The organism is Bradyrhizobium sp. UFLA05-112 (assembly GCF_053572325.1).
In genome coordinates this window covers 1-17,184 of the sequence record NZ_JBANBK010000016.1, presented here as the reverse complement: position 1 = coordinate 17,184, position 17,184 = coordinate 1, and the positions used below count along the sequence as shown (strand labels likewise).

At 64.7% G+C, this 17,184-nt stretch carries 16 protein-coding genes; 4 read left to right on the top strand and 12 right to left on the bottom strand.

Features of this window, described 5'->3' with window-relative positions:
- Positions 1-2,933: M10 family metallopeptidase C-terminal domain-containing protein (locus tag SO180_RS11995; RefSeq protein WP_449379026.1), on the bottom strand; the 2,933-nt coding region annotated here is incomplete at its 3' end.
- A 189-nt stretch (positions 2,934-3,122) separates the two neighbouring features.
- Here SO180_RS11995 and SO180_RS11990 point away from each other — a divergent pair.
- On the top strand, positions 3,123-3,425 hold the full coding sequence (locus tag SO180_RS11990; protein ID WP_449379025.1) for a hypothetical protein: 303 nt from the start codon (positions 3,123-3,125) through the stop codon (positions 3,423-3,425).
- Between the two features lie 71 nt (positions 3,426-3,496).
- Here SO180_RS11990 and SO180_RS11985 read toward each other — a convergent pair whose 3' ends face one another.
- From SO180_RS11985 to SO180_RS11940, 10 genes are all read right to left on the bottom strand, one after another.
- Positions 3,497-4,204, bottom strand: a complete 708-nt coding sequence (locus SO180_RS11985) for a hypothetical protein (RefSeq protein WP_449379024.1) — start codon at positions 4,202-4,204, stop codon at positions 3,497-3,499.
- Between the two features lie 125 nt (positions 4,205-4,329).
- On the bottom strand, positions 4,330-4,896 hold the full coding sequence (gene gspM, locus SO180_RS11980) for a type II secretion system protein GspM (protein WP_449379023.1): 567 nt from the start codon (positions 4,894-4,896) through the stop codon (positions 4,330-4,332).
- Positions 4,893-5,942, bottom strand: a complete 1,050-nt coding sequence (locus tag SO180_RS11975) for a PilN domain-containing protein (RefSeq protein ID WP_449379022.1) — start codon at positions 5,940-5,942, stop codon at positions 4,893-4,895. The genes gspM and SO180_RS11975 overlap by 4 nt, the downstream gene beginning before the upstream one ends.
- A gap of 1 nt (position 5,943) precedes the next feature.
- Entirely contained in the window at positions 5,944-6,915 is a 972-nt protein-coding gene (locus SO180_RS11970) for a type II secretion system minor pseudopilin (RefSeq protein WP_449379021.1), read from the bottom strand.
- The gene (locus tag SO180_RS11965; RefSeq protein ID WP_449379020.1) at positions 6,861-7,559 is read right to left on the bottom strand and encodes a hypothetical protein; all 699 of its coding nucleotides are present in this window, start codon (positions 7,557-7,559) and stop codon (positions 6,861-6,863) included. Before SO180_RS11965 ends, SO180_RS11970 begins: the two co-directional genes overlap by 55 nt.
- Positions 7,556-8,017, bottom strand: coding sequence for a prepilin-type N-terminal cleavage/methylation domain-containing protein (locus tag SO180_RS11960; RefSeq protein WP_449379019.1), 462 nt, complete (start codon positions 8,015-8,017; stop codon positions 7,556-7,558). Before SO180_RS11960 ends, SO180_RS11965 begins: the two co-directional genes overlap by 4 nt.
- A gap of 16 nt (positions 8,018-8,033) precedes the next feature.
- Entirely contained in the window at positions 8,034-8,528 is a 495-nt protein-coding gene (locus SO180_RS11955) for a pilus assembly FimT family protein (RefSeq protein ID WP_449379018.1), read from the bottom strand.
- A complete protein-coding gene (gene gspG, locus SO180_RS11950) occupies positions 8,491-8,949 on the bottom strand; it encodes a type II secretion system major pseudopilin GspG (RefSeq protein ID WP_449379017.1) in 459 nt (152 codons plus the stop codon). Before gspG ends, SO180_RS11955 begins: the two co-directional genes overlap by 38 nt.
- A 129-nt stretch (positions 8,950-9,078) precedes the next feature.
- Positions 9,079-10,290: a type II secretion system F family protein gene (locus SO180_RS11945; protein ID WP_449379016.1), complete on the bottom strand. Its 1,212-nt coding sequence runs from the start codon at positions 10,288-10,290 to the stop codon at positions 9,079-9,081.
- A gap of 4 nt (positions 10,291-10,294) precedes the next feature.
- Positions 10,295-11,983: a GspE/PulE family protein gene (locus tag SO180_RS11940; protein WP_449379015.1), complete on the bottom strand. Its 1,689-nt coding sequence runs from the start codon at positions 11,981-11,983 to the stop codon at positions 10,295-10,297.
- A gap of 234 nt (positions 11,984-12,217) precedes the next feature.
- Here SO180_RS11940 and gspD point away from each other — a divergent pair, with 234 nt between their 5' ends.
- On the top strand, positions 12,218-14,503 hold the full coding sequence (gene gspD, locus SO180_RS11935) for a type II secretion system secretin GspD (RefSeq protein WP_449379014.1): 2,286 nt from the start codon (positions 12,218-12,220) through the stop codon (positions 14,501-14,503).
- Between the two features lie 5 nt (positions 14,504-14,508).
- Entirely contained in the window at positions 14,509-15,111 is a 603-nt protein-coding gene (locus SO180_RS11930) for a prepilin peptidase (RefSeq protein WP_449379013.1), read from the top strand.
- Here SO180_RS11930 and SO180_RS11925 read toward each other — a convergent pair.
- Positions 15,108-15,659 (bottom strand): tetratricopeptide repeat protein, encoded by a 552-nt coding sequence (locus tag SO180_RS11925; protein ID WP_449379012.1) that lies wholly within the window; start codon positions 15,657-15,659, stop codon positions 15,108-15,110. The genes SO180_RS11930 and SO180_RS11925 overlap by 4 nt on opposite strands.
- A 232-nt stretch (positions 15,660-15,891) precedes the next feature.
- Between SO180_RS11925 and SO180_RS11920 the strand changes: the two genes are divergently transcribed.
- Positions 15,892-17,085, top strand: coding sequence for a CaiB/BaiF CoA transferase family protein (locus tag SO180_RS11920; protein WP_449379011.1), 1,194 nt, complete (start codon positions 15,892-15,894; stop codon positions 17,083-17,085).
- Positions 17,086-17,184 lie beyond the last annotated feature (99 nt).

Sequence of the window (17,184 nt, the reverse complement as noted above, 5' to 3'; positions counted from 1 at the left end):
ACGATATTGCCGGTATAGTTGCCGTTGCTGTCAGTGCTCCAGGCCGTGAAGTGACCCGTCGCAGAGTCCTTCCACGCCACGTCGTATCCGCTCGCCGTCTTCTCGGCTGCGATGGGTGCCCAGGTGCCGTAGGCCTGGGCGCTGACCGACGAGCCGGAAATCTTCAGGAGAGGCCCACTGCCGGTGCTGATAGCGTCGAGGTAGAAATTGTCGGCTACCTGCACTAGCTTGGTGGAGCCCTGTGCCTCGATGGTGGTCGTGACAACACCGATCGTGCCGTCGCCGTTGAGGTCCTGCTGAAAGGTGGTCTCAAGCGACTCAAACGACGCATTCGTCCCGGTCACCTCGGGAACGATATTGCCGGTATAGTTGCCGTTGCTGTCGGTGCTCCAGGCCGTGAAGTGACCCGTCGCAGAGTCCTTCCACGCCACATCGTATCCGCTCGCCGTCTTCTCGGCCGCGATTGGCGCCCAGGTGCCGTAGGCCTGGGCGCTGACCGACGAGCCGGAAATCTTCAGGACAGGCCCGCTGCCGGTGCTGATAGCGTCGAGGTAGAAGTTGTCGGCTACCTGCATCAGCTTGGTGGAGCCCTGTGCCTCGATGGTGGTCGTGACAACACCGATCGTGCCGTCGCCGTTGAGGTCCTGTTGAAAGGTGGTCTCGAAAGACTCAAGGGACGCGCTGGTGCCGGACAGGTCGCCAGTGAGACTCGAGACGTAGTTGCCGTTGCTGTCGGTGCTCCAGACAGTGTAGAGACCGGTTGAAGAATTTTTCCAGACGACATCATATCCGCTGCCGACCTGCTCGGCGCCGACTGGCGCCCACGGCGCATAGCTGGTCGACACCAATGCTGAGCCGGAAATCTTCAGAGCAGGTCCGCTGCCGGTGCTGATAGCGTCGAGGTAGAAGTTGTCACCCACCTGCACCAGCTTGGTAGAGCCCTGTGCTTCAATGGTGGTGGTGGGAATGCCGATCGTGCCGTCGCCGTTGAGGTCCTGTTGAAAGGTGGTCTCAAGCGACTCAAATGACGCATTCGTCCCGGTCACCTCGGGAACGATATTGCCGGTATAGTTGCCGTTGCTGTCAGTGCTCCAGGCCGTGAAGTGACCCGTCGCAGAGTCCTTCCACGCCACATCGTATCCGCTCGCCGTCTTCTCGGCTGCGATGGGTGCCCAGGTGCCGTAGGCCTGGGCGCTGACCGACGAGCCGGAAATCTTCAGGACAGGCCCGCTGCCGGTGCTGATATCGTCGAGGTAGAAGTTATCGGCTACCTGCACCAGCTTGGTGGAGCCCTGTGCCTCGATGGTGGTCGTGACAACACCGATCGTGCCGTCGCCGTTGAGGTCCTGTTGAAGGGTGGTCTCGAAAGACTCGAGGGACGCGCTAGTGCCGGACAGATCGCCAGTGAGATTGGAGATATAGTTGCCGTTGCTGTCGGTGCTCCAGACGGTGTACAGCCCGGTCGAGTGATTTTTCCAGACGACATCATATCCGCTGCCGACCTGCTCGGCGCCGACTGGCGCCCACGGCGCATAGCTGGTCGACACCAGCGCTGAGCCGGAAATCTTCAGAACGGGTCCGCTGCCGGTGCTGATGCTGTCGAGGTAATAGCTCGTGCCTGTCTGCACCAGCTTGGTGGAGCCTTGCGCCTCGATCGTAACGTTGATCAGGCTAGCGCTGGCGACCGTACCGTCCGCGAACTGAAAATTCTCCACCCCTGTCAGGCTGTCGGTGCCGTCGGGTGAGCCGGAGCGCAGATCGCTTATGGTGAAGGTCTGCGAGTTCGCATCATATGTGATGGAGTAACTGGCCTTGTTACCCGAATACACCGCCGTATCGGTCCCGGCGCCGCCGATGATGGTGTCGTTGCCGCCGCCGCCGGTGATGGTGTCGTTGCCCGAGCCGCCATTCAGCACGTTGGCGATGGCGTTGCCGATCATCGTGTCGTTGCCGGTGCCGCCAATCGCGTTGTCGATGTAGGAACGTGCGTCGTTGTTGTAGAGATAGGCGTTGTAGACGTTGCCTACCGCATAGTGGCCGTTGCCGAGATAGGCCAACTGCGTGCTCGAGAATACCGACGATGCGCCGGGATTGAGATTGATGGTCAGGTTCGTCGCATAGTTCGACAGGTCGTAGGTATCGACACCACCGCCATCCCAGATCGTCTCATAGATGCGGTTGGCCGAACCACCGGCTCCGCCACCCGGCGCAAGCTGCGCGACGCCATTGATGAACTCCTGCCCCGTGGTCGGGCTCCAGGTGTAGACCGTGTTGCCGCTCTGGGTCGTGTAGTTCGCGCCGTACATCGTTTGCAGCGCGAGGATATCGTTGGCCATGTAGGTCTGCGGATATCCGTACGCCTCATTGGTGTAGCCGGTCGTCGTCGAAGCTCCGACATAGCTGCGATAGCTCATGACGGTGTATTCGGAATCGTCATGCGCGCTCGGCACCGCGACGTTGGCGGGGCCGCCGGTCTCCTGGCTGTGCTTCAGGCCGAAGGCGTGACCGAGCTCGTGCAGCGCGGTCGCGAAATAATAGTTGCCGAGCGAGGCCTGCGAATAATTGTATGCGGTTCCGAACCAGACGTCGCCGCCGGATGCATAGCTATTTGGATAGTAGGCGTACGAGGTCGGATTGGCGGCCGGCGACTGCGCCACCATGATATCCGCGCCGTTGGTCCCGGCGTACTGGATGGTGGCGTTGGTGTAGCTTTGGATCAGCCCGATCGCGTAGTTGATCGCAGCCTGCATCTGGCTCGGGGCTTGAGAGAAGCCCGATGTGGTCGGCTCGCCGTTCCCGCCGGTATAGGGGTTCGAGTAGTCGCCGGAGGCATCCGGAAAGCTGTAGGTGATCGTGCCGGTCCATTTGTAACCGGACAGCATTCCATCGATGTCGGCATTGCCGGTTGCGCCGATGGTAACCGCGGTAGCCAATGATCACTCTCCCGGTAGCGCCGAGCGCACCCTGATTCGGGGCGCCGCGCCAATTCTAAGGCCTCGTTTTATATGTTTGTTTTAATTTGGATAGGTTGTGCGAAGCCGCCCTGATAACGACTTGTTAATCAGTCTCCCTGTGTTTACACGGGGTTGGACGAGACCACCGCAGCAATCTTGAGGCAACCCATGGGACCGTTCCGCCCTGCGGCCGGCCTTTTCGTGGCCCTCGCCGCGCTCGCCGGCTCGGATCACCCGCTCCTGGAGGAACAGCCCGTCATGGTTCGCAAAGCCGAGGCGCAGGAAGCAGGTAAACCCGGGCGCGCCGGGATCATGCCGCCGGCGCGCGATCCCTCCATTGCCGTCGCCGAGGAGTACGAGCTTGCTCGCCGAAAGGGAACGGCCGAGGCGCTGGAGCTCTTCATTGCCCGCCACGGGGACGACCCGCTCGCGGAGAAGGCTCGCGCCGAGCTGAAGCGCCTGTCGCGCTGAGCCGGGGCCAGCGCGCGTCAGCCCCACGTTTCGCCGACGACACCTCAGCACAGCGAGGCCGCGGGTTGAGCTCAAAGACCGCTGGATGCGGCGCCTTTTGACGCCGGTCTCGAAACGATGGGTGCAGAGAACGAGCCTTCCGCAGCCGGAGTTGGCGCGTCGAGAGCTGTCGTCGGAGGAATTGGTACCGCGCCAACTGGAGGCCCGGACGGTGCTGGCGCTTCCGGCCGCTGCAACGCCAGCACCTCGCTGCGGTCGCCGTGCTTGAACGTGACTTCGCGCGGCTGAACGGCGCTGAGCGACCAGCCTGCCCGCGATTCGCCCTGGCGCATGCGGATCACCTTCTGATCGGTGCGGTCCATGAGGATCGCAATGGCCTCGCCCTCGCCAACCACGGCTCCGACCAGGACGAGCGGCAGCGGCGCCTCGGCCGCCTTCGGAGGCGGCGGCGCTGGGGCCTCTTCGGCCGACGATGCCGCCACCGCGCGCGGCGGCGGCCGGCGCGTCGCCGAGAAGATCGGGCGTTCCTCCGTTGCGGTCAGCGCCGACAGCGGCACAGACCAGAGCGGATTACCTCGAGGAAGCGGCCTGCTTGCGGATTGCGCGGGCCTTGCGATCGGGCGCACTGCGCCAACGTCAACAGTATCGGTCGAATTGCTGACCGTATCGTCGGACAGGATATCGATTCGGGACGAGGTCACCGCCATCGTCGCCCCCGTGCCCAAGGCAGGGATGATCCACAGCGCGACCAATCCGATCCGTCCCAGCCGTCCGAACATCGACACTCCCCTGCGACCGACTGCCGGGCGGCGTGGCCGAGCCGGCAAACTAGTTCCGATGTGCTCTGCCATCAACCCGCACCCATCAAAACAGCGCTGGAGATGAAGGGAACCACCTCTCCAGCCTAGTTTCCTGCCCGCCACTGGCCGGAAACGCCGAGGATCACCCTGACGCGGCCGGCGCCAGCTTCGTTCAGGGTCGTTGTCTGCGGCACCTGAACATCGAGCTGGTCGACGAACAGGAACGGCATGCCGGCTTCGAGATCGTAGAGCAGCTTCTGCAAGCTGGTCTGCTCCAGTTCGCAACTGACGACGAGGCCGACGAGACCATCCTTGGCTTGCGCGCCGGAGACGTCGACCTGCGACGACTGGACCGTGCCGCCGACATTGGCCACCGCCGACGCAACGCGCTGCAGCAGATTGGCGCCCGCGACCGTCACGGTCGGCCCTTCCAGGAAAGGCGTGCCCGGATGGTCGGCCGACGACGCGGCCTTGCCACCGGCGCCGGTCTTGCGGCCGCGCAACTGGTCGAGCAGATCGGAGGTCTGCACCAGCGCCTGGCGATGGGCGAAGACGTCGGCGACCGAGAGCACCGTGATGAGCAAGAGACCGCCGGTCATGGCGGCGTAGAGCGTCACCGCGATCAACGGCGAGGTGGTCAGGGCGCGTGTCATGGTGCTTTGGGCGCTCATGGCACGTTCCTCGGCTCGATCTGTGCCTCGATATGGAAGCGCTCTCCAGGATCCGAGGGCGCGCGCGTGGTCGGGGCGTAGAACGTCGCGCGGGTGAAATGCTGGGATTGCTCGATCAGCGGAATCAGCGACGGCGCGTCATGCGTGATGCCGGCGATCTGCAGCTTGTTGCCTGCGAGATGCAGCTCGGTGACATAGGTGTGGTCCGGCAGCACGCGGCTGAGCGACTCCAGCACGATCACGCTCGCCGCACTCTCATATTTGCGCCGCTCGAGAAGCGCCAGCGGCGAACGTTCGCCGCCGTCGGTGCCCATCCGCAGCGCGGCGCGGCGCTGGGTGATCTGGCGCTCGAGCTCGCTCTCCTGCGCGCTGAGGCTGTCGGCCAGATAGCTTGCAAGAACAGAGGCGACGACCGCCGCGACGGCGGCGACGCCGAGCGTGACTTGGAGCATCCGGCTCAGGCGAGCCCGGTCGATGGCGCCGCGGGATTTCTGCTCGAACACCTTGATCCGGCCCTGCGCCGGCTCGGCTGCATCGGTCCAGATCGCGATAGCAGAGGGATGGAAGTCGGACACCGCGTCGACATAGCCCATCGCAAGCTTGCGCGGCGCTGCGGCGATCACGGTGGTGATCGCCTCGCTGCCGCTCGCCGACGGCGCGCCACAGCCGAATATGGCATCGCCAGCATTCCACGGCGTCAGTCGGTCGATTTGCGCCCGCACGATGCCGTCGAGGAAATCGGCAGCGCGGGCCGGCAATTCGAGCGGGCGGAAGAGGAAACGTGTCGGCCGCAACACGATTTCGATGCGGCTTCCGCGAAGCACCGGCGCCAGATTGGCCGCGGCGAACTCGCCATCGCGAAAGGCGATCCCGGCCGGAACGTTGTCCGGCTTGTTGGCAGCCTCGAGCGCAAACTCTCCGGTCTCACTCTCGACCAGCCGGACGAGGCGCGGCGACACCATGCGCTCGAAGCCGGCGACGATGGTCGCAGCGACCGTGCCGGTCCAGGCGTCGAGGATCGCGCGTATCGATTGCAACAGATTCATCTCACAGAGGCTTTCCGGCGGAGCCGTCCAGGTCGTTGTGCCACGACAATACACGATAGGGTTCGTCGGTACCCTCGAGAAGCAGAATGACGATTTCGGCCGAGCTGCGCCGGCGCGCCGCCGACTCGACTGCGACGGTCAGCCGGTAGGCTTTTGAGCCATCCAGCGTGGCGCTATCGGAGCCGGCAACACCAAGCAGGGCGCGCGGATCGACATTGGGATCAGCCCGGTCCCTTAAGAGCTGCTGCAACGCCTCTGGCGTCATGCCCGGCAGCGCCGCCAGCACCTGGGGTGCGGCATCGAGAAGATTCACGGTCCGCATGTTGCTGAAGACGGTGACGAAGGGCAGCATGCGCTCGACCACCGCGGACGGGATACCGCGCACCAGCCAGAGCTCTTCGACATGCGGAAACGGCGCATGCCGCGGCAGATAGGCCGAGCCAAGCGTGCGGTAGTAGGAATTCTCCCGATCGCCGTTGCCCGCTTCGGTCGATGCCCGCCATGCGAGGATCCGGTCGGCGTAGCTCGCTGCGTCCGTCTCACTGATCCCAAGCCCGATCATTAATCCAGCGAGCAGCCCTTTCGGCGCGGCATTGAGGTCGATGCGCGCGGCTTCGGAACGGAACGTGACGGACACCCGTCCCGCACCGATGCGGGCATTGAACGTTCCGCTGGTCGGGTGCGCCTCGGCTTTTGCCGTCAACTGATAGGCGGCGAGCTCGACGCCCGCGCTCACCAGCGCGTCGGCCTGGACATGATCGGTGTTGCCAGCCACCGTGACGGCGGTGTTGGTCACGTAGGTCAGGTAGATCAGGACGAGCGCCGCCAGCGCCGCCAGCATCCAGAGCACCGCGACGACGATGAAGCCGCCTGCTTCCCCAGCCGCGCTCAGGCGGCTGCGCGTGGTCGCCGTGAGTGTCACAGCTGCTCCTGTTTCTGCGCGGGCTCCGGCCTTGCACGCGCGGTGGCGCATGTCGCGGGATTCTTGGCGCGCGCGCATTCGGCCGGTGTTGTGATGTGCGGCATCACCGCGCCTGAAACCGCCAACACCTGGCCGGTCGAACTGTCACGCACGGTAACGCGAATGCGCTCGGGCAGCTGCGGCTGGTCGCGCCAGGTCGGCTGCCAGACCTGATCCGGCCCGGAATAGGAGAAGCTCACGCGGAACGGCGCGCGCAGCAACACCACCTGATCGACGAAACGGATCTGGCCGTCGGGCGGCATCGGCGCGAACGGAGCGCGCTCACGCACCAGCGCGAGCCCCTGCGCATCGGCCTTCTCGATCAGCCGCACGTTCTCGAGCCCCGGGCGCACGTTGGGACCAAGCGCCGTGCGTACGAAGGTCACCGCCAGCTCGGAACCCTCGAACAGCGGGGTCCTGCTATCGGCATTCATCGGGAGCAGCTCGGCGACCGACAGATCCGCAACGATACGATCAAGCCCGGTGGCAACGCGCTCGGCCCGTTGCACCCGCGCGATGCCGCGATTCCAGTTCGGCAGCCACTGCGCGGTGACCGTCGCAAGCGCAGCGAGGATGACGGTCATCAACAGCGTCGCCAACAACACTTCGAGCAGCGTGAACCCCGCCTCCTCGGCCAATGCGCGGCGCAGCTTCATTGTGCGGCCCTCGGCACCAGCTTCACGGTGGCGACCTGGAACGTGCTGCCGTCGGCACGCTGCAGCCTGAGCGTGACCGACAGCGGCACGAAACGGTCGGTCGCGGGATCGCCGCCCGGCACGTTCATCGGCGCCACGTCCATGCGCCAGCGGCTGCCGGCGAGCTCCCCGCTCTGCCGTCCCGGCTTGATCAGCGCACGCGGCGGCAATTGCGCCAGCAGCGTCTCCGCCGTTCCGGCCAGCGCCAGGCGCTGATCGATCGAGCGGGTCCCCTGCACCGTCGTGGCGATGACTGTCCCGATCGTACCGAGCACGGCCGCGATGATCGCAAGCGCAACCAGCGCCTCGATCAAAGTGAAGCCGGCTTCGCCTCTAGAGCCGTTTCCGTTCCGGTTGAATCGGAATGGGGCTCCGGATTCTTGTTTTGACGCGTTTTCTTCACGCGAACCGGTATCCATTTCGCTGAAAAACGCTTTATAGCAGCTTCTGCGCGACAATCTCGACGCCTCCGGTCAGCCAGTTCACGCGCACCTCGTAGCCCATGCCGGGTCGTGCCAGCGCGATCACGCCGCCGCACGACATACCCGACGGGAAGAAATCGATCGTTCGCCCACCGGCACGGTCGGCGCAGCGTGCAGCCAGCATGGCCTGTACCGTGACGTCGTTCGGCAGGCGGAGAACCCGTCCGGTGACGCCAGAACGGATCGCGCGAGCCTCGGCATCAACCTGCGTCGCCACCCTGACCTGACGACGCAGCGCCGTGCCGCGATCGGCCTTCAATAGGGCCGCGGTCGCGACCGCATAACTCTCCAGCTTGGCCCGTGTCGTCGCGCGCGGGATCGCCGGCAGGATGATCGCCGCGAGCAGGCCAATGATGGCGAGCACGCACAGGATCTCGATCAGCGCGAAGCCGCGCGCATCGAGTGCGGTCTCAGCGCGCGCCGCTGGCAATGTCGGCCGCCGTTCCACTGCCGCCTTCCTGACCGTCCGATCCGAGCGAGATGATGTCATAGGGCGCGCGCTCGCCTGGCGCGCGGTAGACATAGCCGTGTCCCCAGGGGTCGTTCGGCACGACGCCGCCACGCAAATACGGCCCGTTCCAGCCTGGCACATTGTTGCTGCGCGCCAGCGCGGCAAGACCCTCGTTGGTCGAGGGATAACGACCGAGGTCGAGGTAATAGAGGTCGAGCGCGCTGGAGAAACTCTCGATCTGGATCTTGGCCGCCTTCGCCTTGGACTCGCCGAGATAGTTCAGCACCCGCGGGCCGACCAGCGCCATGATCAGCCCGATGATGGTGATGACGACGAGGATCTCGACCAGCGTGAAGCCAGCCTCCCCTCGGCGCGCGCGCCGCCCGCGCTTTGCGAGCGCGACAGAATTTCTGGTCACTTCAACCCCTCCGTATCCGGCTTGAAGCGCGATGAGATCATCGCACTTCAAGTTGTTGTTTGCGCATGATCTTTCGGAAAACCGCTTCGCACTTCGCGCTAACGCCGCCCTTCGGGTCCGGATCATGCTCTAGCCGACAATTTGACTGACCGACATCAACGCTGTCATGACAGACACGATCAGACCGCCGACCACCACCGAAATCACGATGATTGCGGCAGGGCCCGCGATGCCGACGGCGCGATCGAGCGTGCGCTGCAGCTTGGCCTCGTAGAAATCGGCGACGCGGCCGGACAACATCGGCAACTGCCCGGTCTCGTCGCCGAGCCTGAGCATGCGCACCGCCATTGCCGGCAGCGCGTCGGTCTCGGCGAGTGCATCGGACAGTTTCGCGCCGTGACGGACGCGGTCGGCGGCCTCGCTCCATACGGTCGAGGGGCCCGCGGTCGCCATCATGTCGATGAGGATACGCAGTGTGGTCGTCAGATTGACGCCACTGCCGAGCAGCACGCCGAGGTTCCGGCAGAACAGCGCGGTGCGATACGAGCTCACGATACCGCGGATCGCCGGCAGCCGCGTGATCGTGTTCGCGATCCCTCTGCGAATGCGCTCCTGCCGCAACACCAGCCACAGGACCGCGATCGTCGCCGCGAGTCCCGCCAGGACGGCATCGGAGTTGTTATGCATGAAGGTCGACATGTTCAGGAAGACCAGGAGCATCGGATCGACCTTGGCGCCGAAATCCTGCAACACGCTCGCGAACTGCGGCAGCACGAAGGTGAGGAAGAACAAGAGGACGCAGGCGGCCGCGCCCAGCACGAAGACCGGATAGCGCATGGCATCGCTGAGCTTGCGCTTCAGGGCCTCGGTTCGCGTCCGCTCGTTGGCCAGCACCTCGAGCACCTGGTCGAGCGAACCCGATGCCTCGCCCACCCGAACGAGCGCGACATAGATCGGCGGGAACAAGGTGCCGTGCCGGAGCAGCGCCTCGGCGAAGCTCTCCCCGGCGAGCACGCGTGAACGGATGTCGGCGACCACGGGCCGCAGCCGTCCGAGATCGCGATCGGCCGCGAGCAGTTCCAGGCCATCATTGATGCGGGCGCCCGCGCGAAGCAGCAGCCCAAGGTCAGCGGTGAAGATCGTGATGTCCGCGGCCTTGGGCTTGTTGAGGACGCTGTAGGCGCCGCGGGCCGAACTGCCGTCCTCCAGCGTGACGTTGTCGACCAGCACGAGGCCGAGCCGCTCGATCCGCTGCGCGACGTCGCCGGGTGCTGGCGCGGCGATGGCGCCGGAGACCAGCTCACCATTGGCATTGAGCGCGCGGTAGCGATAGTTCGGCATCGGATCAGCGGACCGTCGTGACGCGGAAGACCTCGGGCACGGTCGTCAGCCCGGCGCGGCATTTTGCGACCGCATCCTCCAGCATCGTTGTCATGCCTCCCTGCATCGCGACGGCGTCGATGGAGTGGGAATCGGTCTGTGGCCCGATCAGGCGGCGCACGTCGTCAGACATTTCCAGGATCTCGAACACGCCATTGCGGCCGCGATAGCCGGTGCCGCCGCAGCGTTCGCAACCGCCGGCCTCGTGTACGACCTCGCCCGCCCTGAAGCCGATCACGGCAAAGCGTGGATCCCTGGCAAGATCCGTCTCGGTCAGCGCGTGCGGCACCTTGCAGCGGTCGCACAACACGCGCACGAGCCGTTGCGCCACCACCGCGCGCAGCGTCGACTTCAGCAAAAATCCTTCGATGCCGAGATCGATCAGACGCGGCACGGCGGCAGCCGCCGTCTCGGTGTGCAGCGTCGTCAGCACGAGGTGGCCGGTGAGCGCCGCATGAATCGCGATATGCGCGGTCTCGGCATCACGGATTTCGCCGACCATGATCACATCGGGGTCCTGACGGACGAAGGCACGCATGGCGGAGGCAAAGGTCAGCCCGACCGACGGCTTGACCTGCGACTGGTTGATGCCGGCAATCTCGTATTCGACGGGATCCTCGATGGTGAGGATCTTGCGCGTCGGCTCGTTGAGGATCGACAGCATGGTGGCAAGAGTCGTCGTCTTGCCGCTGCCGGTCGGCCCAGTCACCACGATCATGCCGTGCGGCAGGGCCAGCAGTCGCGTCATCACCGATTCATCGCGCGCGGAAAGACCGAGCTTGCTCATGTCGAGCAGACCGCGATCACGCGGCAACAGACGAATGACCGCGCTCTCGCCATGTTGCGTCGGCATGGTCGCGACGCGGACGTCGATCTCGGAGCGGCCGACGCGCACGCGCGCGGCACCGTCCTGCGGCAGCCGTCGCTCGGCGATGTTGAGGCCAGCCAGAATCTTCACACGCGAGATCAGCGCCTGTGGTGGAATACCCTGCGAGGAGGGCAGCGCGCGCAAGAGACCGTCGACGCGCAGGCGAAGCACGAGCCCGGCGCGGAACGGCTCGATATGAATGTCGCTCGCGCGCAGTTCCACGGCGCGCTCCAGGAGATCGTTGAGCGCGCGTACCACAGGCGCGCCGCTGGCGAGATCGCGCAGGCTCTCGATGTCGTCGTCGGATTGCTGCGCCACGCCCTTGATGGCGTCATCCGCACTCGCGTCGTCCGCGTCCGCACGCTGGTCGAGAACTGTCGTAATATCTTCATATGAAGCCACTACGATATCGATCGGTGTGCCAAACACGATTTCGGCAGCACGAATGGCTGCAGCATCCGACGGATCGGCGATCGCCAGTCGATAACCGTCATTGGGTGAACGGAACGGAAAGATTGTGGACTCGCGCAGGAAGCGGCGCGAAAAACCGTCCAGGCACGGTGTCGTCGTCAGAAGCTGCGGAAGGCTTAGCCGGGTCAGACCAAAATAGTCAGAGACCTCGTCGGCGAATTCCGCTGCAGAGAGATCGGTCGCCTCCCACAATTCACGCAGAGGACGCGTCAACGCCGGATTGGTCGACGTCTCGACTCGAGCGCGCGCCCGTGGCGGCAATGAATGTTTCTCGAGAAGATGCTGCCGGAAGCTATCTGCGGATAGATCTCGCATCGCAGTCACAGCTTGCCTTGTTAAGTGAAAGCACGGCTCGCGCACGTGACGGAAGGCGTTTGCCCTTGACTTGCTACGTAGCAAAAACATATTCGTGGCGCAAATTGTTGCGCATGCTGATCATGAAGATCGGATGCGTTTCCAGTCACTCCTGCTGTTGGTAGGCGTCCTTTGTTTAAAGTGGTCCAACCGCTTTCGCGCCTCTGCTCAGCGTTGCCTGGAACTGTCATCCTTTTGTCATCTGCGTTCCTGCTGACGGCGTGTATCGTCACCGCCGATCAATCGATCGAGGGCAACCCCAAGGACCCGCGCGCGCAGGATCTCACCGACAAGATCCGCTCGCTCGATCTCGAGCCGCGTCAACCCGCCGACACGGGAGCGAGCGGTGTTGCGCAGACGAAATCCTCCAGGCCTGCGATCTATCTCAGCGACGGTTCGACGCCGGAAGGCGGAGCGCTTGCCGAGCGCGACGATCGCGGCGGCAGCGGCTACGATCTGAATTTCGAGAACGCACCGGTCGCAACCGTCGCCAAGGTCATCCTCGGTGACGTCCTCAACGTCGGCTACACGATCGATCCGCGCGTGCAGGGCACCATCACCCTGGCCTCGGTGCGCCCGGTTCCAAAGGCCGATGCGCTCTATGTGCTGGAGAACGCGCTGCGGATGTCCGGCGTTGCGCTGGTGCATGATCGCGGTGCGAGCTATCGCCTCATCCCCGCGCCGGAAGCAGGCCCCGGCGGCATCGATCGCTCGGTTTCGGCCGAGGCTGGTCAGGGCATCAGCATCGTGCCGCTGCGCTACGTCTCGGCGCAGAACATCTTCAAGCTGCTCGACGCATTCGGCGTGAAGGCGTCGACCATGCGTCCCGACAATACGCGCAACACGCTGATCGTCACCGGCAGCGGCACGGATCGCGCGGCGGCGATCGACACCATTCTCTCCTTCGACGCCGACTGGATGCGGGGCCAATCAGTCGGCATCATCCCGGTGCGCAACTCCTCGCCCGAGCCGGTCATCAGCGAGATGGAGAAGATCATGGATTCGGGCGAAGGCGGCCTGAGCCAGAGCATGATCAAGTTCCAGCCGATCACGCGCCTCAACTCCATCCTCGTCGTCAGCCAGAAGCCGGAATATCTCAAGCGCGCGCAGGTGTGGATCGCGCGGCTCGATCGCTCCGACACCGACGGCGTGAACATGAAGGCCTACCCGCTTCGCTACGGCAACGCGAAGGTCGTGGTCGCGCTGTTGAACGACATGCTTTTCAGCCAGAACGGGACGAGCAGCTCTTCGCTCGACAATTCGTCGAGCCAGATTTCGCCGGGCTCCGGCATTTCGATGTCCGCGTCCGGTCCTGGCACCAATCCGGTGGCCTCACTGAGTGCACTTCCGACGGCCGCCGCTGGGGCTGCGACCCCGGTCACTGGTCCGGCGGGCTCCTCGCTCAGCGCCCGTCCGGCACTCGCGGCCAGCAGCACGCAAGGCCAGGACAACAACTCCGGCTCGCTGCTCGGCTCCGGCTCGAAGCCGGCCGCCAGCGCCGTCCTGCAAAACGTGAGGATCACTGCCGACGTCACCAACAACGCCGTGCTGGTCTATGCCAACCAGGAATCCCAACGCGTCGTCGAGCAGACCATCCGGCAGATCGACCGGCCGCAGCGCCAGATCGCGATCGAGGCGACGATCGCCGAGGTGACTCTGAACAATCAGCTGAACTATGGCGTGCAGTTCTTCCTGGCGAGCCAGAAAGGCTCGATCTCGAACACCATCTCCGGCATCAGCAACAGCGCCACGATCGGCAGTAACATCGAAGGGCAGACCAACGCCGTCAACGCCGCCGCCGGCGCGCTGCTCGGGCGCGCGCTGCCCGGCTTCAATTTTCTGATTGGCTCGGAAAACTCGCCGCGCGTCGTGCTCGATGCGCTGCATAACGTCACCGACGTCAAGGTGCTGTCCAATCCGTCGCTGGTCGTGCTGGACAATCAGACGGCGACTTTGCAGGTCGGCGACCAGGTGCCGTTCTCCACGGGCACCGCGACCGTGCTGACCGCGAACAACACGGTGGTCAATACAATCGACTACAAGAACACCGGCATCATCCTGCGCGTGCTGCCGCGGTCCAACGCCAACGGCAACGTGGTACTGGACATCGAGCAGGAGATCTCGAGCGTGGCGTCCGGCAGCACGACGCTGACACCGACGATCTCGCAGCGCCGGGTCAAGAGCTCGATCGCGGTGACGAGCGGCCAGACCGTGCTGCTCGCCGGCCTGATCAGCGAGACCGAGAACAAGCAACGCCAGGGCCTTCCGATCCTCGATCAGATTCCCGGCATGGGCGATGCCTTTTCGCACCAGACCAACGCGCGTGCCCGCACCGAGCTGATCCTGTTCATCCGGCCGACCGTCATCAAGGACGGCGTCGACGCGCACGTCATCGCCGAGGAGATGCGAACCAAGATGAACAGCCGTCTGGTCGGCACCAGCGACCCGGTCGTGGTCGTCCCGCCAAAGACGGCGCGCTGAAGGACGTGACCGGAGGGTTTGCGAACGGTCCACGCGGCCTGAGGCTCCTCATCAGCCTGACGCTGTGCGCGGCCGTGATCGTGAGCCTCCTCACCGCGCCCGGCGGCGAAGGTCTCTGCGGCGCATATCTCGCCATCCTGATGCTGGCGATCGCAGCGACCGACGCGCGACGTTATATCATTCCCAACGAGCTGACGGCCGCGGGCCTCGCCCTCGCGTTGCTGCGCGCTGGAGCGCTTCAGGCCGACGCCGGGGCCGGCACCGGCGCCGTACTCTGGGCAGGCATTCGTGCTGCCGTCGTGGCACTGCCGCTCCTGCTCCTGATGCTGCTCTACCGGCGCTGGCGCGGCCGCGATGGGCTTGGGCTCGGCGACGTCAAGCTCGCCGTCGTCGCCGGCGGCTGGCTCGACTTCACCACGGTGATCGTGGTGATCGAACTGGCGGCGCTATCCGCCATCGCAGCCTATGCTGCCACCGCAGCACTGCAGAAGAAGCCGCTGCGCGCAACCGCTTACCTGCCGTTCGGCCTGTTCTTCGCGCCGGCGATCTGGATCGGCTGGATCGGCCAAAACTGGCTAGCCGATCAGCTGGCGCTCTGGCCCGGCTAGCGCTCGCGACTGGGAGCCCATTCCAGGGCCCGCAGACGGGCCTCGGCGATCTCCCCGCGCGTCATCTTGGTGGTGACGGCATCGCGGATCCGGGCCCGCGCGTCGCGCGCCTGTGGCGGTGCGGCAGCGGTCGACAGGTTGAGCCATTTGGACGCTTCGATGATGTTCCGCGGCACGCCGAGCCCGCGGTCATAGAGCAGCCCAAGGGAGTATTGTGCGAGGCTGTCGCCCTGCTCGGCTGCCCGCCGGTACCACATCGCCGCTTCCGCATAATTCTGCGGCACGCCGCGGCCGGTCTCGAACATGTAGCCGAGATAGGACTGCGCGGCCGCGTGACCGCGCTCGGCCAGCGGAATGAAAGCGCGCGAGGCCGCGACATAATCCTGACGCTTGAACGCGGAGACACCTTGACCAAGCGATTGGGCTTCAATCGGACCGCTAGACAATATTAGCAGCGCGATCGTTGCGAGGCCGCGTCTTACGCCCAGTGACCGCAGCCAGCGGCCTGCGAGCTCAAGGTTCCTATCGCCTATACGGACGGTCTCCATTCCACCGTTCCCCTGCATTCAGACGCCAACCTAGTCTGGGGCTGTGACAGAATCCATAGCGCGAGCGTCAACTCAGGAGCTGGAAGTGGTGAATTTGCAGAACGTAACCGTCGACGATGTCAGCGAGCCGACTTAATGGATTCGAGAAACCGTGGTCTGCATAGAGCAGGCTTGCCGGATAATCCTTCAGCTCTATTGTGGATCCCAAATCATCCTCTCGGAGCGTTTCCAGATGCCCTTCCCGCATGCCTCGCAGGCCCTGTCGCGCTTTACCGTGCTCGATCTGACCCGCGTTCGGTCCGGTCCCACTTGCGTGCGACAGCTCGCGGACTGGGGCGCCAACGTCATCAAGATCGACGCCCTCACCGAGGATGCCGGCGGTGAGCAGCCGGGTGGACCGCGGCACGGGGCGGACTTCCAGAATCTGCATCGCAACAAGCGGGCGATGACGCTCAATCTGAAGGACCCGAGGGGGCTCGAGGTGTTCAAGCGCCTCGCCGCCAAGGCCGACGTCGTGGTCGAGAACTTCCGCCCCGACGTGAAGAAGAAGCTCGGCATCGACTATGAGAGCCTGCGCGCGATCAACCCGCGCCTGGTCTATGGCAGCATCTCCGGCTTCGGCCAGGATGGCCCCTACCACAAGCGGCCGGGTTTCGATCAGATCGCGCAGGGCATGGGTGGGCTGATGTCGATCACGGGGGCACCGGGCGGCGGTCCGATGCGGGTGGGTATTCCCGTCGCCGATCTCACCGCCGGGCTGTTCTGTGCCATCGGCATTCTCACCGCACTGCTCGAGCGCGACGTCTCCGGCGAGGGCCAGTGGGTGCAGACCTCGCTGTTGCAGGCGCAGATCTTCATGCTCGACTTCCAGGCCGCGCGCTGGCTGATGGAGAAGGAAGTCGCCAAACAGGCAGGCAACAATCATCCGACCAGCATTCCGACCGGCGTATTCAAGACCTCCGACGGCTACATCAACATCGCCACCACCGGCGGGCGGATCTGGGAGCGCTGCGCACAGGCGATCGGCGCGCCCGAGCTCGTCGGCAATCCGGACTACGCGACGGCGCCCGCGCGCTCGAAGAATCGCGATGCGCTCAATGCCGAGATCGAGACGCGTACGGTGGCGAAATCAACCGAGACTTGGGTCAGGGAGCTCAATGAGGCTGGCGTGCCCTGCGGGCCGATCTATTCGATCGACCAGATGTTCGACGACGCGCAGGTCAGACATCTCGGCATCGCCCAAGACGTGCCGAACGCGGAGAACCGTCGCATCCGCCTGGTCGGCCAGCCCGTCACGCTGTCGCGTACGCCGAGCACGATGGTGGCCCGGCCGCCGGAATTCGGCGAGCAGACAAGCGAGGTGCTCGCCGAGTTCGGCTTCGATGCCGCCGAGATTACCGAGCTCAGGGATGCCAAGGTGGTGTAGGTTTTCCTAAGCCGACACCTAATCCTACTGTGTCATAAAATCATCCGCACGGTACGTCTTTGGATGAGAGCAGTACAGCACGGACATCGTCGCAGGCGA